General features: G+C 68.3%; 16 protein-coding genes. 7 read left to right on the forward strand and 9 right to left on the reverse strand.

Translation table 11 applies throughout. The features are described 5' to 3' along the window. The first annotated feature begins 482 nt into the window (after positions 1-482). Both glpK and thyX read left to right on the forward strand, forming a co-directional pair. A complete protein-coding gene (gene glpK / locus ACOGXI_RS15665) occupies positions 483-1,970 on the forward strand; it encodes a glycerol kinase GlpK (RefSeq protein WP_419939747.1) in 1,488 nt (495 codons plus the stop codon). Positions 1,971-2,013: 43 nt separating this feature from the next. Next, positions 2,014-2,997: an FAD-dependent thymidylate synthase gene (thyX, locus tag ACOGXI_RS15670; RefSeq protein ID WP_419939748.1), complete on the forward strand. Its 984-nt coding sequence runs from the start codon at positions 2,014-2,016 to the stop codon at positions 2,995-2,997. 3 nt (positions 2,998-3,000) lie between these two features. On the opposite strand, the gene ACOGXI_RS15675 is transcribed toward thyX, so the two are convergent. From ACOGXI_RS15675 to ACOGXI_RS15695, 5 genes are all read right to left on the reverse strand, one after another. Beyond that, positions 3,001-4,710, reverse strand: coding sequence for an Nramp family divalent metal transporter (locus ACOGXI_RS15675; RefSeq protein ID WP_419939749.1), 1,710 nt, complete (start codon positions 4,708-4,710; stop codon positions 3,001-3,003). A 20-nt stretch (positions 4,711-4,730) separates the two neighbouring features. Further along, the gene (locus tag ACOGXI_RS15680) at positions 4,731-5,543 is read right to left on the reverse strand and encodes a hypothetical protein (protein WP_419939750.1); all 813 of its coding nucleotides are present in this window, start codon (positions 5,541-5,543) and stop codon (positions 4,731-4,733) included. A gap of 38 nt (positions 5,544-5,581) precedes the next feature. Continuing rightward, positions 5,582-8,119, reverse strand: coding sequence for a DNA gyrase subunit A (gene gyrA, locus ACOGXI_RS15685; protein WP_419939751.1), 2,538 nt, complete (start codon positions 8,117-8,119; stop codon positions 5,582-5,584). Between the two features lie 57 nt (positions 8,120-8,176). Next, positions 8,177-8,572 carry a hypothetical protein gene (locus ACOGXI_RS15690; protein WP_419939752.1) on the reverse strand — a complete coding sequence of 132 codons (396 nt, stop codon included), beginning with the start codon at positions 8,570-8,572 and terminating at the stop codon, positions 8,177-8,179. Between the two features lie 70 nt (positions 8,573-8,642). After that, positions 8,643-8,888, reverse strand: coding sequence for an FmdB family zinc ribbon protein (locus ACOGXI_RS15695; RefSeq protein ID WP_419939753.1), 246 nt, complete (start codon positions 8,886-8,888; stop codon positions 8,643-8,645). A gap of 168 nt (positions 8,889-9,056) precedes the next feature. On the opposite strand from ACOGXI_RS15695, the gene ACOGXI_RS15700 reads away from it, so the two are divergent. After that, positions 9,057-11,879: a glycosyl hydrolase gene (locus ACOGXI_RS15700; RefSeq protein WP_419939754.1), complete on the forward strand. Its 2,823-nt coding sequence runs from the start codon at positions 9,057-9,059 to the stop codon at positions 11,877-11,879. Between the two features lie 27 nt (positions 11,880-11,906). Here the strand turns inward: ACOGXI_RS15700 and rho are convergent, their stop codons facing one another. Then, the gene (rho, locus tag ACOGXI_RS15705; protein WP_419939755.1) at positions 11,907-13,157 is read right to left on the reverse strand and encodes a transcription termination factor Rho; all 1,251 of its coding nucleotides are present in this window, start codon (positions 13,155-13,157) and stop codon (positions 11,907-11,909) included. A gap of 160 nt (positions 13,158-13,317) precedes the next feature. On the opposite strand from rho, the gene ACOGXI_RS15710 reads away from it, so the two are divergent. Continuing rightward, a complete protein-coding gene (locus ACOGXI_RS15710) occupies positions 13,318-13,695 on the forward strand; it encodes a hypothetical protein (protein ID WP_419939756.1) in 378 nt (125 codons plus the stop codon). Positions 13,696-13,731: 36 nt separating this feature from the next. Here the strand turns inward: ACOGXI_RS15710 and ACOGXI_RS15715 are convergent, their stop codons facing one another. Beyond that, positions 13,732-14,724, reverse strand: a complete 993-nt coding sequence (locus ACOGXI_RS15715; protein WP_419939757.1) for an MlaD family protein — start codon at positions 14,722-14,724, stop codon at positions 13,732-13,734. A gap of 167 nt (positions 14,725-14,891) precedes the next feature. On the opposite strand from ACOGXI_RS15715, the gene ACOGXI_RS15720 reads away from it, so the two are divergent. From ACOGXI_RS15720 to ACOGXI_RS15730, 3 genes are read left to right on the forward strand one after another with little or no spacing between them, the layout of a single operon-like run. Continuing rightward, positions 14,892-15,266, forward strand: a complete 375-nt coding sequence (locus tag ACOGXI_RS15720; protein WP_419939758.1) for a single-stranded DNA-binding protein — start codon at positions 14,892-14,894, stop codon at positions 15,264-15,266. 4 nt (positions 15,267-15,270) lie between these two features. Next, positions 15,271-15,930, forward strand: coding sequence for a CDP-alcohol phosphatidyltransferase family protein (locus ACOGXI_RS15725; protein WP_419939759.1), 660 nt, complete (start codon positions 15,271-15,273; stop codon positions 15,928-15,930). 30 nt (positions 15,931-15,960) lie between these two features. After that, positions 15,961-16,962, forward strand: a complete 1,002-nt coding sequence (locus ACOGXI_RS15730; protein WP_419939760.1) for an NAD(P)/FAD-dependent oxidoreductase — start codon at positions 15,961-15,963, stop codon at positions 16,960-16,962. On the opposite strand, the gene ACOGXI_RS15735 is transcribed toward ACOGXI_RS15730, so the two are convergent. Further along, complete coding sequence (locus tag ACOGXI_RS15735) at positions 16,955-19,861, reverse strand: AAA family ATPase (protein ID WP_419939761.1); 2,907 nt, start codon at positions 19,859-19,861, stop codon at positions 16,955-16,957. The genes ACOGXI_RS15730 and ACOGXI_RS15735 overlap by 8 nt on opposite strands. Beyond that, positions 19,861-20,976 carry a metallophosphoesterase family protein gene (locus ACOGXI_RS15740; RefSeq protein WP_419939762.1) on the reverse strand — a complete coding sequence of 372 codons (1,116 nt, stop codon included), beginning with the start codon at positions 20,974-20,976 and terminating at the stop codon, positions 19,861-19,863. Before ACOGXI_RS15740 ends, ACOGXI_RS15735 begins: the two co-directional genes overlap by 1 nt. Position 20,977: the final 1 nt, after the last annotated feature.

Here is a 20,977-nt window from a genome sequence, read left to right on the forward strand (position 1 = left end):
GGCGGCAGGGCGTCGCCTGCAAGGACCGATCGGGGAGGTGGATGATGATGAGGAGTACGAGGAGAAACCGCAGGGCGGAGTGGCCGCTCACCGTGGCACGGGTTTTTGTGGGGGCCCTGGCGCTCTCGCTCGCGCAGCCTTCTGAAGCCGCAGCACAGAGCGAGTGTGCGGCATACATTTCGGGAGGTCCGAACTCTCAGACATCCGGGACGCTGGTGGGCACTCACACCGTCACGATCGTCATCCCTTTCGGCTGGGGTGTTCGCCTGAGCCTCGCATTCGGCAGGTACGATATGCACGACGGCTCCAGCATCTACGTCCCGTGTCACTTACAGTGAGCCGCGTGGCCGGGATGGTCTCACGCACTGTCGCGTCGGACTCGCGGGCACCGGCGGTCTTGGGGGATGTGGAGGAGTTCGGGTGACATACTCGCGACCGCCGCAGGCGACCTCGCCGCAGATCGAGCTTGGAGCCTGGAGCTCATGACCGAACCGGCTGTGATTGCAATCGACCAGGGGACGACCTCCACCCGCGCCATCGCGTTCGATCTCGGCGCGGTGGGGGTCGCCGGCGCTCAGCGCGAGCTGCCCCAGAGCTATCCGATGCCGGGCTGCGTGGAGCATGATCCCGAACGCATCCGGGACGACGCCATCGACGTGGCGCGGGAGGTCATCGAGACCGCCGAGAGGCGCGGGTATCATGTGGCGGCGATCGGCATCACGAACCAGCGCGAGACGACCGTGGTCTGGGAACGCGCGAGCGGCAAGCCGGTTCACCCGGCGATCGTGTGGCAGGACCGGCGGACGGCGAAGGCGTGTGCCGAGCTTCGCGGGGCGGGGCACGAGGGGCTGATCGCGCGCCGCACCGGGTTGCGGCTCGACCCGTACTTCTCCGGAACGAAGCTGGCGTGGATCCTCGACGACGTGCCGGGAGCGCGTGAGGCGGCGGCGAAGGGCGAACTGGCCTTCGGTACGATCGACGCCTGGTTGCTCTGGTGTCTGACCGGCGGGCGCGTGCACGCGACGGATGCGTCGAACGCGTCGCGGACCCTCCTCTACGACATCGATGAAGGCCGCTGGCACCCGGAACTGCTCGAACTGCTGCGCGTGCCTGCCGCCGTCTTGCCCGAGGTTCGCGATTCGGCCGGCGATTTTGGGGAGACATCCGCCGAACTCTTCGGCCGCGCGATCCCGTTGCGGGGCGTGGCCGGCGACCAGCAGGCGGCGACGTTCGGGCAAGCGGCGTTCGAGCCGGGAGGGATGAAGTTCACCTACGGAACGGGCGCGTTTGCGCTGCTGAACACCGGCGCGGACCGGCTCGCCTCGCGGCACGGCCTGCTCACGACGGTGGCCTGGCAACTCCACGGGGAACGCACGTACGCGCTCGAGGGCAGCATCTTCGTCGCCGGCGCATCGGTGCAGTGGCTGCGCGATGGGTTGGGCATCATTGCCGACGCCGCCGAGACGGAGGCTCTTGCCCGTTCCGTGGATTCGACGGGTGGGGTCGTGCTCGTCCCCGCCTTCGTCGGGCTGGGCGGCATCCACTGGGATCCGGAAGCGCGCGCCGCCCTGCTGGGCATGACGCGCGACACGGGGCGGGCCGAGATCGCACGGGCGGCGCTGGAGGCGGCCGCCTACCAGTCACGCGAACTGATCGACGCGATGCAGGCCGACGGAGCGCCGCGACCGGCGACGCTGCGCGTGGACGGCGGATTCACGAACAACGACTGGGCCATGCAGTTTCTCGCCGACATCCTCGACCTCGAGATCGGGCGCCCGGTCGTGACGGAGACCACCGCGCTGGGGGCGGCGATGCTGGGCGGTCTCGGCGCCGGCGTGTTCACGGACCTGCGGGAGGTCGCGGCCCTGTGGCGACACGACCGCGCGTGGCGGCCGGTCATGGACGGGGAGAAGCGCGAAACGCTCTATTCCGGGTGGCGGCGCGCGGTCGCCCGGGTGCTCACGAACTGATATTCTGGCCGACGACACTCCCCTGTAGCGGCACGGGTAGCTCATGGAAACCACCGGGAGGCCGACCGTCCCCGCGGCCGAGGAGATCCTTGGCGGGTATTTCCCCGTCCTCGACCACGGATTCGTCGCGCTCGTCGACTACATGGGCTCGGACGCCGACGTGGAGGCGGCGGCTCGCGTCAGCTACGGAGCCGGCACGCGTCGCGTCAGCCAGACTCGCGGTCTCGTGCGGTATCTGCGGCGCCACGCGCACACGACGCCGAGCGAGATGGTCGAGTTCAAGTTCCACTGCTCCATGCCGATGTTCGTCGCGCGACAGTGGATCCGGCACCGCACGGCTTCGGTCAACGAACTCAGCGCCCGCTACAGTCTCCTGCCGCTGCTGTTCTACGAACCGGGCCACGAGCAGTTCGCCTACCAGAGCCGTTTGAACAACCAGGGCCGAGAGGCGGACCCCGCCCCAACTGCTCTGTACCGCCGCGCGATCGAACGCTGGGAGCAACTGCGGAACGAAGCGGCGCATGGTTACGAGTGGCTGCTCTCCGAGGATGTCGCCCGGGAACTCGCGCGGATCGACCTCCCCCTGTCCACCTATACGCAGTGGTACTGGAAGATCGATCTGCACAACCTCCTCCACTTCCTGCGGCTGCGGGTGGACGCTCACGCGCAGTGGGAAATCCAGGAGTACGGGCGCGTGATGGCCGGCATGCTCCAGCGGGTTGCGCCGCTCAGTTACGAGGCCTGGGTCGACTATGAAGTGTTGGGGGCGCGGCTGAGCGCGGGGGAACTCGAGGTGCTGCGAAGCCTGCTGCGGCCGGACCCCGAGTCGGAATCGATCCGCGGCGAAGGGGTCGCGACGAAGGAGGATCTCAAGGCGGCCGGGTTGGCGCCCCGCGAGATCCGCGAGTTGCTCGACAAGCTGTCTCCCGCCGAACGACCCGACTTCACGCTCGATCTCTCGCAGATGAAGAGCGCGGAGGAAATGTCCGGGAAGATGGCGAAAGCGGTGCCGGAGCCCACTGGCTAGCGCTCAGGCCCCTCGCGCCGCCCGTCGCGGAAGGGTGCGTGCCGCGAACCACGCCAGCGACCCCAGCCACAGCGCGTAGAACACGATGCGGATCGGGTGGAGCGCCAGCGACTCCTGGAACTGCGGTTCGACTCCCGCGACCAGCATCGTTGTTCGTGACAGTTGTTCGGCCGTGAACCATCCCCACAGCACCGCGGCCCACAGCAGACTCCACCGTTTCCAGGTCGGCGGCCCCAACTCGACCGGCAGCCGGCGCACGTTCATGTAGCCGATCACAAGTGTGAACAGGAACATGCTGGACATGGTGAACGGGCCCGCGATGAGGAGCAGGAAATCGGGCTGAAGCACATCCAGCGCCTCCCCGCCGATCCATGACGCGGCAATGATCCCCATCGCCGCGAGCACGAAGATCGTGAGGAACACCAGGAACGTCCGTTTCTGGGTGAAGAAGCGCGTCTTGTATCCGTAGCGTTCGTAAAAGATGCAGCCCGTGATTCGGGTGACGGTGTCGAGGATCGCAAGCTGGGTCGAGAAGATGACGAACGATCCGCCGAGCAGGAACGCGACGCGGAGCCATAACCCGCCGACGCGCTGAATCGCCTCGCCCTGCAGCGTCACCATCGTGGTCAGATCGCCCGCGATGCCCGGGTTGTCCGTGCCCAGCGTCGTCGCGACGAGCATGCACGTGATGACCACGCTCAAGAGCGTCAGGACAACGAAGGTGACGAGCAATTCCTGGTGGACGACCCGCATCCAGCCCCGGAAACGACCGAGTTGCGCAGGGTCGTTCGTGTCGAAGACGAACCCGGTCGTGCTGACATCCTCATTGCGCCCGCGAATGCCCGCGATCCGTCCCTGGAACCGCGCCATCCCGAAGCCCTTGTCGCGCAACCAGAGCGACTGTGCGAGGAGCAGCGTGCCCCCGGTGCCGGCATACGCGACCGCGAGGATCAGCGTCGGGAACTGATCCCCCGTGAACAGTTCGGCCGGGGCGCTCCCGAACGAGACGGCGCCAACCGCCAGTTCGAGGAGGTGGGAGGGCACGAAACCGACCGCGAGGAGCGTGATCGCGAGGAGAGGGAAGAAACCCGCCACCAGGGCGATCTCACAGCGCTCCAGGACGTTGTAGACGATGCGGGAGACCGCGAGGCCGAACCAGATGCAGGCGAGCATGAGCAGCGCCATCGGCTGCCACTGGATCTGCGGCCCTCCGGTGAGGACCACGATCTGACCCACGAATTCGGCGGACTGCGACGCCCACCCGGGCCAGAAAAAGCTGACAAGCGTCGCAACCAGGAAGAGCCAGGGCCAGAACCCAAGCCGGTCGAGCCGAGCCATGCCGGCGAACGTCGACTCGCCGGTGGCGATGGTCCAGCGTTCGATCTCGCCGATGACGACGAACTGGGTCACGACTCCGATCCAGAACAGCCACCAGATCGAGAACCCGTTGGCCGCCACGAGGTTGGGCCAGAGGAGGAACTCACCGCTTCCCAGACCCATGCCGAGCGCGATGACGGAGGGGCCGATGATGTGCCTGAGGCGGGGCACCCGGGACATGCGGCGGACGAACTTGAACGGCGGGCCGTGACCGCGGTCGGGAAAGGCTTCCGTCTCCGGCGCGTCCGGCAGGGTGCTCTCGTCGAGCGGCTTGTACACGCCGTTACGGTACTGCTGTCCCTCCTCGTTGCTCGAGGAGATCGAGTCCGGCGCCATCGAGCCGGATCCCTGCCCGGTCAAGGTGTCGGGGGGTCGAAGCGTCCCTCGGGCACCGTCTCACCCGCGGCCACATCCTCGAAGTAGATGAAACGGTCGCCCCCATCCAGAAGCCGCGTCATGGCGAACTGGATGTCGCCGACCGGTTGCCAGTCCGACCACCAGATGACCTCCCCCGGCGCGTCCGACCGCCCCAGGTGGTACTGCCAGGCCATCATGCGCCCCGACTCGTCCAGGAAACCCCAGTACTGGTCTTCGGTCGTACCCAGGCCCTGGTCGAAGCTGAGGTGGATCGCTTCGTACGCCTTGCCGTCGGAAAGCGTACGCGCCCCCTCATGGGCGAGGTGAACGCCCGGGTCGTCCCACTTGAAGGGCATGATCGCCCAGTACGTGTCGTTGATGAAGGCGCCGTAACCGCGCCGGAGCGCCGAGTCCCGCGCCGCGCCGGCCAGCTCCTCCCCCCCGACCCACGCGCGTCCCGCCGGAACCTTCTCGAGTTCGGGGTGCGGATCGATCTCGTGCACGTTGAAGAGCAGGAGATGGGGTGTTCCGTCCTCCGCATAGGCGATGCGGTATCGTCCGTCGTACCGGTCCCACGAATGTTCGCGGTTCGCCACGATCCGGCCATCGCGTTCCACGATCCAGCGGAACGACAGGTATCGCGTTCGATCCCATGCCTCCCGCCCACCGAGACTCTCGGCCAGACGCGCAGCGTGCATGGCCGCGGTATCGTCAGGCGCCGTGGCGGCCACGGCGCCGCCGCCGTCTTCCGGCGTCCCTCCGCCGCACCCGACGAGCGCGGCCATCGCCAACATCGCACAGAGTCTTCGCATGGACTCCCCCGGACGAGCGTTACAGACGAAGGCGCAACCTAGCGGTCCTGCGTTTCGAACTCTAACTCGGCCTGCGGCTCCTCGCCGTCCGAGGGCGTTTCCCGGAGGGGAAGCTCGCCGGTTTGCCCGCGGCCGGGCGATGCGGTGCGCGCACGGCGTCCCGAGTGCATCGGGTGTACAGCCTCGACCGCAACGCCGGCCCGAAGCCGCACAGCCGGGCGCCCGGCCTCGCGAGGAGAGCGACGGATCACGCTGGCCGCCGACGTCGACTCCACGGATCCATCGGACAATTCCCAGGCCACCTCGTCCCCGTCGTGCGCTTCGGTGAAACCCACGAGACCGCCGGTCCGCTCCCGCTCGGGGAGGATGGTGAACCCCTTGCCCGCCCGGCCCTGAACCTTGAATTCCGTGAACGGGATGCGCTTGCCGTACCCGGCGGCGGTCGCCACGAGCAGGTCGGAATCCGCGCGCGGAGCCGCCGCGGCGACCACGACATCGCCGCGCGCGAGATCGATGGCTTTGACGCCGCGGGCCGTGCGGCCCATCGCGCGAGTGGCGGATTCGGGGAAGCGGATCGCCTGGCCGGATCGCGTCGCGAACAGGAGGTCGCTGCTCCCTTCCGTGATGAACGCGGCCACGACCTCGTCGCCGCGCGCGATTCCGGCGCCGATGATGCCCGCGCTCCGGGCGTTCGCGTATTCCGACAGCGCCGACCGCTTCACGTGACCCCGCCTTGTGGCGACCACGAGGAATCGGTCATCGGCGAAGGTCTCGGCCGCGAGCAGCGCGACGATCTCGTCTCCAAGCTCCAGGTCGATGAACTCGTCGACGTGGCGGCCCCGGGAGCTCCGCGTGCCCCTTGGCAGCGCAGAGACGGGTAGCGCATGCGCGTTGCCACGGGCCGTGATCGCGAGGAGCGTGTGCGCCCCCCGCGTCAGGAACGCATGGCGCGCGAAGTCGCCTTCGCGGTCGGACAGCACTTCCGCGCCCGCCATCCCCCCGCCCGTCGCGGCAGGCTGCGCCTTCACGTAGCCGCCGCGACTCACCAGCACCAACTGCGCCTCGCCCCCGCCACCCTTCGACAGCCGGAACTCCGTATCGTCGTCGAGGATCTCCGTCCGCCTTGGGTCGTCGTAGCGCCCCGCGAGTTCGCGGATCTCCGCCCGCAGGAATCCCCGCCGGGCCGCCTCGTCCTCCACCAGCGCAGTCAGGCGCGCGATCTCCGCTCGCAGCGTCCTCAGTTCCTCCGCCAGCTTTTCCCGCTCCAGACCCGTCAGCCGGACGAGCCGCATTGCGAGGATCGCGTCCACCTGCCGCTCCGTGAGATCGAACGCGGCGAGGAGTCCCTTCCGCGCCCCCGCCGGCGTCTTCGAGCCGCGGATGATGTCGATGACGCGGTCGATTTCGTCGAGCGCCGCCTGGAGCCCCTCGACGACGTGCGCGCGGTCCCCGGCCCGGGCGAGGTCGTGCGCCGCGCCGCGGCGGATCACGGCGAGGCGATGGTCGATCCACGTGCCGAGGACCGCTCTCAGATCCAGCTCCTCGGGCTTGCCATCCACGAGCGCGAGCATGATCACGCCGAACGTGTAACGGAGCTGTGTCTTCTTGAACAGCGTCGCGAGCACCTTCTTGGGCTGCGCGTCGCGCTTGAGTTCGATCACGAGCCGGATCCCGTCGCGGTCGGACTCGTCGCGCAGGTCGGTGATCGCATCGGCCCGCCCGGCACGCACGAGCTTCGTGATCTGCCCGATGACGCGCGTCTTGTTCACCTGATAGGGGAGTTCCGTGACGATCAGCGAACTCTTCCCGAATCTGCCTTCCTCCACGTGGACTCTGGCGCGCATGTCGAGTCGTCCGCGCCCGGTCCGGTAGGCGGACTCGATGCCGGCCCGGCCGTGGATGTATCCGCCCGTCGGGAAATCCGGCCCGGGAAGGCGGGCGAGCAGTTCGTCGGTGTCGCACCGCGGGTTCGCGACGAGGTGGTCGACCGCGGCGAGGAGTTCCCCGGCGTTGTGCGGCGGGATCTTCGTCGCCATGCCGACCGCGATCCCGTCGCTGCCGTTCAACAGGAGGTGCGGCAGTCGGCAGGGCAGCACCACCGGTTCGGTCAGGCGCCCGTCGAAGTTGGGCCGCACGTCGACGGTGTCGCGCTCTATGTCGGCGAGGAGATCCATCGCCACCGGCGTCATCCGCACTTCCGTGTAGCGGTAGGCGGCGGCGGAATCGCCATCGATCGAACCGAAATTTCCCTGGCCGTCGATGAGCGGATAGCGCAGCGAGAAGTCCTGGACCATGCGGACGATGGTGTCGTACACCGCGCCATCGCCGTGCGGGTGATACCGGCCCAGCACGTCGCCCACGACCGTGGCGCTCTTCTTGTGCGGCCGCGAGGGGCGCATCCCCTCTTCCAGCATCGCGTACAGGATTCGGCGATGCACCGGCTTCAGGCCATCGCGGGCGTCGGGGAGCGCGCGCTGCACGATGACGCTCATCGAGTAGTCGATGAACGACTCGCGCATTTCCTCCTCGAGCGCGCGGCGTTCGATGCGTTCGTGCTGCAGGGTGCCTTGCGTCACTGCCGTGCCTCCTCTTCCACCGCTTCTTCCCCCACTTCCGCCTCGGCCATCCTCGTCCTACTCACACAGCAGGTCGGCGGTTGCGCGCTGCGCCTCCGACGGGGCGGCGGGCATGGCGATCACGAAGCCCTTGCGGTTCGCCGCAGCGGGCAGATGGATCAGCATGGCGCCCGGTGCGAACGGGTCCGGCGCGCCCGCCGCGAGTCCCGCCTCCGAAATCGTGAAGAGTCCTCCGGGCTCCAGGCTGGAAGCCAGCCACGCCCCATAGGAAAGCCACGCCGCCAGCGCCTCGCCTCCCCCCGTCACGCCTTCCACATCCGACCGATACCGTGCGACGGCACGCTCGTAGGCTCCGCCGTCGCGCGCCTTCAACCGCAGGAGAAGCTGTCGGTAGAGCGGCTGTACGTCGTCGATCCCGTGCTCGGCCAGCGCCTGCGTGTAGCTTTCCGTCATCACATCATCTCCGTCCCCGCCTCGCCCGGCTCCTCACTCGGGACGTCCGCCCGCAGGAATCCGTCGTGGATCAGTCGTTATGGCTCAGTTCGTACTCCCGCTGCGCTCGCGTGCGTTCGCTCCCGAGCTTCGCGTCGCGTTTCTTCGCCGCGGCGAGCGACCGCTCCCTGCGGGCTTCGGAGTGGACGCGCGGAAGGGAGATGAGTCTTTCCAGCTCGGCACTCCGGCACGACGCGCACGCGGGCGTCATCGCCCCCCGCACGAAGAGTTCGAACTCGTGCGAACACTCGCGGCACCTGTACTCGTATATCGGCATGGATCCTCCGGTCGCGCGGTACTCCGCAGCATGCTTTTGGACGGTCGCGCGGGCAAGTCGCCGCCCGCCTCGCCGGGATCCCCCGCGCGGCTTCAGCTTTGACAGACTCCGACCGCCTGTCGGATAATGCCGGGTCACCACCCCGGTCCGCACGGAAAGAAAGACCCCATGCCATACGCATCGCGCACCTGCGCCCCCTCGATGATCGTGCTCGCGCTACTTGCGGCCGTCCTCACGCTGCCGGCGCCCGTCCTTGCCCAGGGCGAAGCGCGGGATGAAGAGACGGAGGTCGTCATCAACGCCCCCGGGCACCCGTTGCTCCAGGGGTTCCGGTGGCGGTCCATCGGCCCGACGGGGCAGGGCGGGCGCGTCGACGATCTTGCGGTCCACCCCGCGGACCCGCGGACCTTCTACGTGGGCTTCGCGACCGGCGGTCTGTGGAAGACGACGAACAACGGGACAACGTTCGAATCGATCTTCGACAGCTACGAGACGCACTCCATCGGCGCCCTCGCCCTTGCGCCCTCCGATCCCGATGTCCTCTACGTGGGTACGGGCGAGGCGAACAACCGACAGAGTTCGTCGTTCGGTTACGGTGTCTACAAGAGCACCGACGGCGGCGCCACGTTCGTGCATGCGGGACTCCGGAAGACGCAGAGCATCGCACGCGTCCTCGTTCACCCGACGAATCCGGATGTCGTGTGGGTGGCCGCGGTCGGCCATCTCTTCGGCCCCAACGCCGAGCGCGGCGTGTTCAAGTCGAGCGACGGAGGAGAGAGCTGGCGCCATGTGCTCGCGGTGGATGAGGACACCGGCGCGACGGATCTCGTCATGGATCCGTCGAATCCCGACGTCCTGTTCGCCTCCACGTACCAGCGCCGCCGCACCGTGTGCTGCTTCGTCGGCGGAGGGCCGGGGAGCGGCATCTGGCGGTCCGGGGACGGAGGTGAGAGCTGGTCGCCCGTCGAGGGCGCCGGGCTGCCGGCAGGCACGCTGGGCCGGATCGCCCTCGCCATGACGCCCGCCGATCCCGACATCGTCTACGCCCAGATCGAAGTGGCCGCGGACCGGGAGCCGCCGCTCTCCGAGGAGGAGCAGGACGAATGGCGCAGGCTCGCGAGAGTCGATTCGCTCCCGCCCGACCCGCAGTGGTCCGGGGTGTGGCGATCGACGGACAAGGGCCGCACGTGGGAGTTCCGGAGCAACGAGAACGGACGCCCCATGTACTTCAGCCAGATCCGCGTCTCCCCCGAGGATCCGGATCTCGTCTATACCGTGGATCAACGCGTGTCGAAGTCGCGCGACGGCGGCCGCACCTGGGAGGTGCTGAGCGGGTACGGCCACGTCGATCAGCACGCGCTCTGGATCGATCCGGCCGACCACGACCACCTGGTCATCGGCAACGACGGGTCGGTCGACGTGAGCTGGGACCAGGGCGAGACCTGGGAATCGCTGCGCCCGTGGGCCGTCGGGCAGCCCTATCACGCTTCCGTGGACATGCGGCGCCCCTACTACGTGTGCACGGGCCTTCAGGACAACGGCAGCTGGTGCGGGCCGAGTTCCGTGCGCTCCGGGCCGATCCTCTCGCAGGACTGGTATCGGGTCGGCGGCGGGGACGGGTTCTACACGCAGGTGGACCCGACGGACCCGGCGGTCGTGTTCGTCGAATCCCAGAACGGGCGTCTCCGGCGGGTGGATCTGCGCGAGGGCGTCTCGCGCCCCATCACCCCCCGGGTTCCGGATGAAGAGGATCCGACGGACACGAACATCGCCCCGGCTCCGCCGTTTGACGCCGCGATCCGGTGGAACTGGAACACGCCGTTCCTCCTCTCCCCCCACAACCCGCGCATCCTGCATGCGGGCGGCAACCGGTTCTTCACGTCGCGCGACCGCGGAGAGACCTGGACGATGAGCCCGGACCTCACGAAAGACGTCGATCGGGACGCCGAGGTGCTGATGGGGGTGGTCAACGGCATCCCGCGCTGCTCCCGGTTCGAGCGCGGGACGGAGTGCACCCTGTCGCGAAACGACGGCGTCTCGATGTGGGGCAGCATGACGTCCATCGCCGAGTCGCCCCTCGTCCCGGGCGTTCTCTGGGCAGGAACCGACGACGGCAACATCCAGGTGAGCCGCGACGGCGGGGCGACCTGGACCGAGGTCAGCCGCAACCTCCCCGGGGGCACGACGCGCCACTACGTGTCCCGCGTGGAAGCCTCGCACGTGGACGCCGCGACCGCCTACGTCTCGATCGACGGGCACAAGAACGACGACCTGCGCCCCTACGTGTACGTGACGCGCAACTACGGCGCGACGTGGGAGGACATCACGTCGAACCTGCCCTCGTTCGGAAACGTGAACACGGTCCGTCAGGATCCACGGAATCCCCGTCTGCTCTATGTCGGCACCGAGTTCGGCTTCTACGTCTCGTTCGATGAGGGGGGCAGTTGGCACGATTTCATGCCGGGCCTGCCCGTGGTGCGGATCGACGACGTGCTCGTCCACCCCCGCGAGAACGACCTCGTCCTCGCGACCCACGGCCGCAGCGTTTACGTGCTCGACGATGTCACGGCCCTCCAGGCGCTGGCCGACAGCGTCCTGGCCAGCGACGCTCACCTCTTCGAGCCGCGTCCCGCCGTCCTCTGGAAGAACGATCTCCAGCGTCGCCGCTCCCTCACGGGCGACAGGAACTGGACGGGCGAGAGTGCCCCCCCGGGTACGATGATCCAATACTACCTGGGCTCTCCGGCCGACGTCTCGATCGAGGTCTCGGAACTCGCCAGCGGGAGAGTCGTGCGCGAACTCGAGGGGACCGGCCGACCGGGCCTGAACCGCGTGGCCTGGGATCTGCGCATGAACCCGGCTCTCCAGGGTCAGGGCGGGGACGGGCTACCCGTCTCTCCTGGCACGTACCGCTTGACGCTGACGGTGGGGGAGGCCACGCACTCAGTGCTGCTCGAGGTGCTGGAAGACCGCTGGCTGCAGGCGCCGTGAGATGGCGCGCGTGAGCCGCGAGGTCGGCTATCCGCCCGCCATCGAGTCGAGGAACTCCTGGTTCGTGTCCGTGCGCTGGATCCGCTCGATCATGAACTGAATCGCCTCGGCGGGCGGCATGTCTGAGAGGAAGTTCCGCAGCAGGTACATCCGGTTGAGTTCGACCTCGTTCAGAAGGAGTTCCTCCTTGCGCGTGCTCGAGCGGTTGAGGTCGATCGCCGGGTAGATGCGCTTGTCGGAGATCTGGCGGTCCAGCAGCACTTCGCTGTTCCCCGTGCCCTTGAACTCCTCGAAGATGACCTCGTCCATCCGGCTGCCCGTTTCAATCAGGGCCGTCGCGATGATCGTGAGGCTTCCGCCCTCCTCGATGTTTCGCGCCGCGCCGAAGAAGCGCTTGGGCCTGTGAAGCGCGTTCGCGTCCACGCCGCCGGAGAGGATCTTGCCCGAGTGCGGGACCGTCGTGTTGTAGGCCCGCGCGAGGCGCGTGATCGAATCGAGCAGGATCACGACATCGTGCCGGTATTCGACCAGCCGCTTGGCCTTCTCGATCACCATCTCGGCCACCTGCGTGTGGCGGTCGGCCGGTTCATCGAAGGTGGATGAGATGATCTCGGCCGGAACGTTCTCCTCCATGTCCGTGACCTCTTCGGGCCGCTCGTCGATGAGGAGCACGATCACCTTCGCGTCCGGCTGATTCTCGACGATCGCGTTCGCGATCTTCTGCAGAAGGATCGTCTTGCCGGCCTTGGGCGGAGAGACGATGAGGCTCCGCTGCCCCTTCCCGATCGGCGCGATGAGGTCGAGAATCCGCATCGACACATCGCCGTCCTCCTGCTCGAGGACGAGCCGTTCCTCCGGATAGCGGGGCCGGAGGTTGTCGAACGCGATCCGGTGCTTCGCCTTGTCCGGGTCCACGCCGTTCAGCGTCTCCACCTTCAGCAGGGCGAGGTAGCGCTCTCCCTCCTTCGGCGGCCGCACGCGGCCCTGGATGGTGTCTCCCGTCCGCATGTCGAAGCGCTTGATCTGCGACGGGGAGACGTAGATGTCGTCCGGGCCGTACAGGTAGTTCCAATCCTGGCTCCGCAGAAAGCCGTAGCCCTCCGGCAGAATCTCGAGGACGCCCTCGCCCCGGAGGACGATGTCGGAATCGAGCAGATTCTGCTCGATCCGAAAAATCAGGTCCTGTTTTCGGAGACCCGAGAAGTTGTGGATGTCGAGTTCTTCGGCCATGTCGTGAAGCTCGCCGATCGACTTCGACTTGAGTTCGGCGATGTCCATCGCCTTCCTCCGAAAGAGAGTGAACCGGGCTGCAGCCACGCCGCGCGCGGCATGGTCGTGTCGTGAGGTGTCCTGCTTGCGGCCGGGGGATGTGGTCCGAGGTGGACCCACCGACCATAATGGTGCCGCCGGGCACGGTCAAGGTGACCGCGCCGCAACCATGACCGCGACCCTCGAGCGCCGGATGGCCAGACACAATCGTGAAGGAAGGGGACTCGACCAGCTCGGCAATCTCTGGCGGATAAGCTATCAGCCCGACTGGTTCCGCCTGTTGAAGCTGTCGCTGCCGGTGCCCGGCGGGCGCCGCTCCTCCCGCACCCTGTGTCGCAATCCGGCACGTACGGCGGACGCGGAACCCGGCCGATCCGTGCGGACGCGGATCACGGCCGCGGACGGGTCCGTCGATGTGGCGGTTTCCATCGAAGACCGCGACCAGGTCGTCGACCACGTCATCATCGGGATTCGGCGAAAGCGCGGCAGAAAGACGGAATTGCTCAAGTTCGCCGTCCACGGCGGGCTTCCGAAGCGGAGGATCTAGCAGGGTGTTCCCACCGGCCGCCAGCCCGGCGCCGCACTAGAAGACGCGGATGCGGAGCCAGCGCGACGGGTTGTAGCCGAGATCTTCCGCCAACTCGGCGGCCGCCGTGCGCAGGGCGGCGAGCTGGCGACGGATTTCTCCATCCACCAGAGCCCGGCCCGCGGTTCCTTCGCCGCGGTCCAGCCGCTCGGCGATCGCCGACAGCCGTGACATCACGGTGTCCAGCGCCTCGAGCGTCGTTTCCACGTTGCGGCCGGCGCGCGCGAGTCGGGGCGCCTCCTCCCAGGCCGCGAACCGTTCCTGCACGCGTCGCGCGGCCGCGTTCACGAGCGTGTCCGTCGCGAGCCGAACGAGCGAGGAGCGCCGAACGTCTCGCTGAAGCAGTTCCTCCAGCGACTCGAGACTGCCTCTCAGTTCGGCCAGCGTGCCCGGATCCTCGCGAAAGCGGGCGAGCGAGCCCTGGTCCGACCCGAGCACGTCCCGTGCCTCTGAAGCGTCGACTTCGAGCGTGCGCACCGCCTGCAAGAGCGTATCCGCCAGTGCCATGACCGTCTCCGGTTCGAGCGGCGGACCGGAAGCGCGCAGCGTGTCCGAGTAGTTCCAGGCGGGCGCGGAACCCGTACCCGGGTTCACGGAGAGGACGACGGGCGCCACGAGATCCGAGGGTCGCACGTCGGCGGTGGCATCCGCCCGCAGGATGGGCCCGGCGACCCGGTCGATGACGGCGTCGATCACGACGTGGCTCTCAAACGACCCATCGCCATCGTTGCCCCCGCTCGCTTCGGGAGGCTGGAAGGAAATCGACAGCACGCGCCCGACCGACCTCCCGGCCACCCAGACCGCGGAACCCGGCCCCAGTCCCTCCGCCGAATGGGCCAGCGCCGTGATTCGCGGGCCCTCGAGCGTCGCGCGGACGATGATCTCGATGACGGAGATCGTGGCCGAAAGGACGATGGCGAAAGCGATCAGGACCAGGCCCCGCCGGGCCCGGGTGCGCGAGGCGTCGGAAGAGAGGTCCGTCCGGGTCATCCCTGAGCAGACTCCCTTGCGGTCGCGCCGTCAAGGCGGGACCGGCCAGCTCCGGCGGTGGGGGAGATGCTGTTTGGCGCCTCCTCTTCACACCGGAGATTCGCGTGTCTCGATGTGTCAGCCGCGCCCATTCACCCATGAAAAACCACGAAAAAAGGAGAGAAATCATGTCGAGAACCGTGAACCGGGTCATCCTCGTCGGAAACGCCGGCAGCGACCCCGACGTGCGCGAGACCGCTTCCGGCACCGCCGTCGCGCACCTGTCGCTCGCCACCAACCGCGTGTTTCGGAAGAACGGGGAGACCCAGCGCCGCACCGACTGGCACCGGCTCACATTCTGGCGCCGCCAGGCGGAGACCGTCGGCGAGTACGTGCACAAGGGTTCACGCCTCTACGTCGAGGGGCACCTCGAGTACGGATCCTTCGAACGTGACGGAATCGCGATCCCCACCGTGGACGTGGTCGTGGAGGACATGGTGCTGCTGGATCCGCGGCCGGACACCGACGACATCGCCGCCGGCAGCGCCGAGCTCCCGCAGTAGACTCTTGGGTCGCGCCGCATTCGGCGGACCGCCGGCGACGCTCGCCGGGGCACTGGAGACCCGCCCCAGGAACGTGCATCTTCCCGTGCGTGGGGCGGGTCCGTCGACCAGATCGAAGCGGAGGCATCCGATACAGACACACGACCCGGGGTTTCTCACCCTGTCGAATCTGCTGTCCCTGAGCCGCATACCGCTTGGCCTGGCCTTCGTCGTGGTCTCGGACCCCGGAATGATGGCCGCGCTCGTGGCGACGGCCGGGGCAACGGATGTCTTCGATGGGTTCATTGCCCGGGTAAGCGGGACGCGCTCCCAGGTCGGACTCCTGCTCGACCCGCTCTGCGACAAGCTCTTCGTCCTGCTTGCGCTCTCCGGCTTCCTTGCGGCGGGCGGCCTCGACGGGGTGTCGTTCCTGATTCTGATCCTCCGGGATCTCTATACCGCCGGGTGCTATCTCCTGGCCCGGCTTGTCTCCATCATCATTCCTTTCAAGCCCCGGTGGCCGGGAAAAATCGCCACCGGCCTGCAGTTTCTTACGCTCCTCGCCCTCATTTTCAACCCTCGGTATGTTCCCGCACTCGTGTTGCTCGTCGGCGTGACGTCGGCTTGGGCGATCATCGATTACGGGACACACTGCCTCCGGCGGAAGTGGAAGAGCGCGACCTGATCAGCTCCGGATGGCCTGAACGGCTTGGGCGTGGAAAAAAACACAGTCGACATCACCATCATCGGGGGCGGTCCAACCGGTCTCTACGGACTCTTCTATGCCGGCATGCGCGGAGTGTCCGCCCGTGTCATCGATGCGCTCCCTGAGCTCGGCGGCCAGCTCACCGCTCTCTATCCGGAGAAGGATGTCTTCGATGTGGCCGGCTTCCCCCGGGTCCTCGCCAAGGACCTGGCGCGGGAACTCGTAACGCAGGGCCTGCAGTTCGACGCGGAGGTCTGCCTCGAGGAGCGCGTCCTGAAACTGAATCCCGAAGATGGCCGCTTCGATCTGCGGACCGACGGGGGGCCGCGGCCCACCCGGACCGTCGTCATCGCCGGAGGGAAGGGCGCCTTCAAGAGCCGGACGCTGGCCGTACCGGGCTGGGATGAGTTCCTGAACCGTGGACTTACGACGCAAGTGAAGGCCCCCGCATCGTTCCGCGACAAGCGGGTCCTCCTGGTCGGCGGGGGCGACTCCGCCTTCGACTGGAGTTGGGCGCTGCGGGACATCGCCGGTGAACTCACGCATATTCACCGCTCGAACCGCTATCGGGCCCACGAGAGCACGGTGGCTCAGGTCGAGGGTGCGCATGACCGGGGCGAACTGCGGCTCCGCACCTTCTACACCGTGACGGAGATCCACGGCAGCGACCGGGTCGAGGCCGCGACGATCCGGCACACGAAGACGAAGGAGACGACGCGCCTCGAGGTGGACGAGATCGTGGCCTTGATCGGGTTCGTTCCGAACATCGGGCCGATCGCCGAGTGGGGGCTCGAACTCGAGAAGAACTGCATCGTGGTGGATTCGCGCATGCGGACGAACATTCCCGGCGTCTATGCGGCGGGGGACATCGCCACCTACGACGGGAAACTGGAGTTGATCTCGACCGGTTTCGGGGAAGCCGCGATCGCCGTGAACAACGCGGTTCACCACATCGATCCGACCGCGAAGGTGAACCCCGGCCACTCGACGAGCTACAAGGTCTTCAAGTAGTCGCGGTTCGTCCGCCACCTTCGGCATCGCGCCGCCGCCCGGCGAGTTCGATGAGGCGGGCGTCGGATCCCGTGAGGTTCTCCCTTGCCCAGTCCCGCACGTCATCTTCGTGCGTGAACAGGATGACCTGGGTCGAGCGGGAGAGCGCGGCCAGCGTCTGCAGTACCGCCTGTTTCCGTACCGCATCCGAAGCGCCGACGACATCGTCGAGGATGAGGGGACAGGTCTCGCCTTCCCGGGTGAGGTGCCGCGAGAGCGCGAACCTGAGCAGCAGGTAGACCTGCTCCGCCGTGCCGTGGGAGAGCAGTTCGGCGGACCGCCAGCGCCCCCCCGGCGTCCGGACCTGGACGAGCAGATTCTCCGGGTCGATTCGGCATCCGGTGTAGCGGCCCTCCGTCACTCCGGGCAGCCATTCGAGTACCGTCTGCGTCAGGATGGGCGCGATGTCGCGCATGACGCGCTCCTGCGCCTCTTCGAGGAAGCCGATCGTGCAGTCCAGCGTGTCCTTGAGACGCGCGATCCTCGCCCGTTCCCGTTCGGCCGCCGCCAGCGCGTCTTCCGCGTCCGCCACGCTGGGGAGGTGGTGCTCACGTTCGGTGAGTTGGCCGCCTGCGCGCAGCACCTCCTCGCGGGCGGCCTCCGCTTCCCGCCTCAGATTCTCCAGCGTCTCCGCGGTGAGTTGCCCCGCGCAGGCTTCGACGAAGGCGTCCGTGCCGACCCGGTTGACGAGCCGGTCGGCCCGGAGACGCAGTTGCTCCACAGCATCCGCGAACTCATCCAGGGTCCGCTCGCCCAGCAACTGTTGCAGGCGATCCCATGACTCGTTGCGCTCGCCGGCTTCCTCGAGCAGCCGCTCCCGGCCCGCGCGCCATTGCTCCAGCGCCGCCGCCAGATCCTCGGAGTCGTCGGCCGTCACGCCAACCTGCGCGCCGGCTTCACGCAGCTTGTTCGCGGCTTCGGCGGCTCGTTCCGATCGGTGTGCGTGCCGCGTCTCCGCCGCGAGGCGCCGGGCTCTCTCGTCGCTCCACTTTCGGCGTCGCTCCGCGGTCCGCCGCTCGAGTTCGCCCAACTCGCCCCGCGCGATGCCCCGGGCCCTTGCGTCCGCGAGCGCGTCTTCGGCCGCGTCCGCGAAGAGGGCATCGGCCGCGGCGCGCAGCCGATCCGTCTCGGCGACAAGTGCGTCGAACGAAGAGCCGGCAAGCAGCCCCTGAAGCTCATCCCACTGCGAGCCCAGCCGCACGGCCTCTTCTCTTCCGGCCCGCCGGGACTCCACCTGGCGGCGCAGCACGTCCGCAAGCGCCTCCGGTTCAGCCGCTGATTCGGCCGTTGCCGGGTTGTCCGGATCGACAAGTTCGCGCATGCGCCCGATCGCATCGCGCCGACGCCGCAGGCCGTCTTCATGCCGCTCCCGTTCGGCGCGCGCCGACGCGAGTGCGTGTCGCAGACTGTCGTGGCGCACGTCCAGGGCGAGTGCAATCTCCGAGCGGTCGGCGCGTGTTCTCGCGAATCCGTGAGCAAGGAGGCCTCCCGCCCCGACGGCGAACAGGATCAGTCCCGCCGAGCGCAAATCGGGCGCCAGCAGTGCGAGGACGAGGCCGCCGCCGCCCGCAACCGCCGAAACAGCCAGCCACACCGCGTTTCGCGCGGGCAGAGCTTCCGTGGGCCGCGCCCGCCGCCTCTTCTCGAGTTCGGCGAGTTCTCCCTCGAGTGCCTCCACACTCCGGCCGGCCGGCGCCTCAACCTCGGGAAGCGATTCCCAGACGCGGAGCGCGTCGCGAACCTCCGCCAGGCGCGCGTCCTCTTCCGGCGAAACCCGGGGGCCGCCGGCCGGGAAGAGCGCCTGCAGCTCACGTGCACTGGCGAGGCGAGCCTCGGCTTCCACGGCAGCAGCCTCTGCGACGACCGCCCGCGCGGCCGCAAGCTCCGTATCGGCTGCCTCGATCCTCTCCTCGATCTCGCGCGCCGAGGGCCCCGTCAGTGCCACTGGAGCGGGGAGATTTCGCCATGTCGTGAGCGCTTCGGTGACCGCTCGCGTGAGCCCGCCGCCCTCGGGGACCGGGTGAGGCGCCCCCTCCGGGAACTCCTCGTGCAGGGCCCGCGCCTCCTGCAGCCGCTCCGCGAGCGCTTCCGCCTCCACGCTCGCGAGCGCGGCCTCCACCGCCTCCACGCGGCGCCGGGCTTCCCGCGCGGCCCGTTCCAGCGTTTCGACCTCGGCGCGACGCTCTTGAAAGTCCCGGTGCGCCTCGCGTGCCGCCTCCAGAGCCTCGCGCGCCTCCGCCACCCGTCGCGCGGTCGTCATGAGCGGCTTCGTCGGAGCCCGGGTCGATCCGACACGTTCCCGGAGAACCTCCTCGAGCCGTTGGAGCGCGGCCGCCGCCGTCTGGTCCACGCCCGCCGTCGCCGCCGCGCGCTGCATGTCCTCCTGCAGCGACTCGGGATGATCACGAACCCTGAGGATGTCAGCCTGGCGCACGCAGGCCGTGGCGAGAAACGAGCGCCGGTTCAGTCCCAGCCAGCGCGAGCCGTCCGGCGCTCCGTCGAACAGGATCTCGTGCGAATAGTCCCGTCCCGCCACGCTCGTGTCCTCCGCCGAACTCTCGATCCTTCCCGCGAGGTCGTGCCGCAACTCCACGCACCGTCCGTCCTCGAGCGCGACGACCGCCCCGATCTCCCACTCGTCACCGTCCCACGGCTTGTGGCGCGCCGCGAACGCCTTCTCCTCCTTCCGCATCGCCCCCTTGCCGCGCCGCATGCCGCAGAGCCCGGCGTACAGCGCCGCGTGCCAGGACGATTTCCCTGCCTCGTTGCGGCCGAAGACGACGTTCATTCCCGGCGCCAGTTCCAGCGTCTCATCCCGGAAGGGGCCGAAACGATGGGCCGTCACGGACTCGAAGCGCATCACAGCACCTCGAGATCGTCGCGGCCGTCGAGCGCCCGGAGCCCCATCCTCAGGACGCGGCGCTTCTCATCCTCCGACAGCTCCGCGCCCAACACATCCTCGACGAACTGTCCCCGCACTGTGGGCTCCTGCCGGATTTCCTCGAGGTCGTACGCAAGGTGTAATTCCGATTTTCGGATCTGCACGGCGTCGAACGTCTCGATCAGCTGTTCGCGGATCGTGTCCTCCTGGAGGTCGAGCGACGGCTCCAGGTCGCCGCACACCGTCAGGCGCGCGAGTCCCGCGAGGCTCTCCGCCTTCGCGCGCAGCGCGTCCCGAATCTGCTGGCGACTCGTGAGACCCGTGACATCGAGCCGCAGGTCGTGCACCGGCGTGACGGCCACCACCCGCCGCTCGCGCGTGACCTCACCCTCCGCGTCGATCGTCGCCACCACGGGCCCGCGCTCCCCTTCCTCTCCGAACTGGAGAGGGTCGGGGTTGCCCGGATAGGTGTGATGCGCGCCGTCCGCCGGCCGGTGATAGTGGCCGAGGAACGCGTGGTGCAGCCCGCTGTCCGGGATTTCGGCCGTCTCGAAGGGGGCGTGCGGCGCCTTCCCTTCGCCCTGCGCCGCGAGCCACGACCGTTCCGCCCCGTGAAACAGCGCCACGTGGGCCCCCGCCCCGGAGACCCTGAAGCCGTCGCCGAGGAAGTTGTCCGTGTTGGCGGGAGCGCAGTGCGCGGCTCCCCACAGCGTGATGCCGGGCGCGAGGGAGACCGCCCGCAGCGCCGCATCCCGAAAGATGTGGACGTTCTCGCTCCATCCGCCTGTCGCGTAGACGCTCGTCGGCCCGTACCAGTCGTGATTGCCGGGCGCGATGTAGACGGGCACCGGGTCGAGGGAGGCGAAGGTCTGCCGCAGAAAGTTCGCCGTGTCCAGCGTGACGCGATCGTGCTCGTACAGATCGCCTCCGCAGAAGAGCCCGTCTGCGCCGGTCGAGCGGACGAGTTCCACGATCGCGAGCAGGGTGTCGCGAAGCGCCTCGCGCCGCCGCCGCGCCACGTCGCCCGTCGCCTCGCACCACGCGAACGGGGAGTCGAGATGGAGGTCGGCAAAGTGGACGATGGTCCGTTGCACA

Origin of the sequence: Candidatus Palauibacter sp., from assembly GCF_965208055.1 — a bacterium.
Lineage (GTDB): Bacteria > Gemmatimonadota > Gemmatimonadetes > Palauibacterales > Palauibacteraceae > Palauibacter.

Excerpts from the sequence above, each read along its gene's own strand:
- ACOGXI_RS15690 (WP_419939752.1), bottom strand. The coding sequence starts at position 8,572 with ATGACGGAAAGCTACACGCAGGCGCTGGCCGAGCACGGGATCGACGAC.
- ACOGXI_RS15700 (WP_419939754.1), top strand. The coding sequence starts at position 9,057 with ATGCCATACGCATCGCGCACCTGCGCCCCCTCGATGATCGTGCTCGCG.
- glpK (WP_419939747.1), top strand. The coding sequence starts at position 483 with ATGACCGAACCGGCTGTGATTGCAATCGACCAGGGGACGACCTCCACC.
- rho (WP_419939755.1), bottom strand. The coding sequence starts at position 13,157 with ATGGACATCGCCGAACTCAAGTCGAAGTCGATCGGCGAGCTTCACGAC.
- thyX (WP_419939748.1), top strand. The coding sequence starts at position 2,014 with ATGGAAACCACCGGGAGGCCGACCGTCCCCGCGGCCGAGGAGATCCTT.
- ACOGXI_RS15680 (WP_419939750.1), bottom strand. The coding sequence starts at position 5,543 with ATGCGAAGACTCTGTGCGATGTTGGCGATGGCCGCGCTCGTCGGGTGC.
- ACOGXI_RS15695 (WP_419939753.1), bottom strand. The coding sequence starts at position 8,888 with ATGCCGATATACGAGTACAGGTGCCGCGAGTGTTCGCACGAGTTCGAA.
- ACOGXI_RS15720 (WP_419939758.1), top strand. The coding sequence starts at position 14,892 with ATGTCGAGAACCGTGAACCGGGTCATCCTCGTCGGAAACGCCGGCAGC.
- ACOGXI_RS15675 (WP_419939749.1), bottom strand. The coding sequence starts at position 4,710 with ATGGCGCCGGACTCGATCTCCTCGAGCAACGAGGAGGGACAGCAGTAC.
- ACOGXI_RS15710 (WP_419939756.1), top strand. The coding sequence starts at position 13,318 with ATGACCGCGACCCTCGAGCGCCGGATGGCCAGACACAATCGTGAAGGA.
- ACOGXI_RS15735 (WP_419939761.1), bottom strand. The coding sequence starts at position 19,861 with ATGCGCTTCGAGTCCGTGACGGCCCATCGTTTCGGCCCCTTCCGGGAT.
- ACOGXI_RS15715 (WP_419939757.1), bottom strand. The coding sequence starts at position 14,724 with ATGACCCGGACGGACCTCTCTTCCGACGCCTCGCGCACCCGGGCCCGG.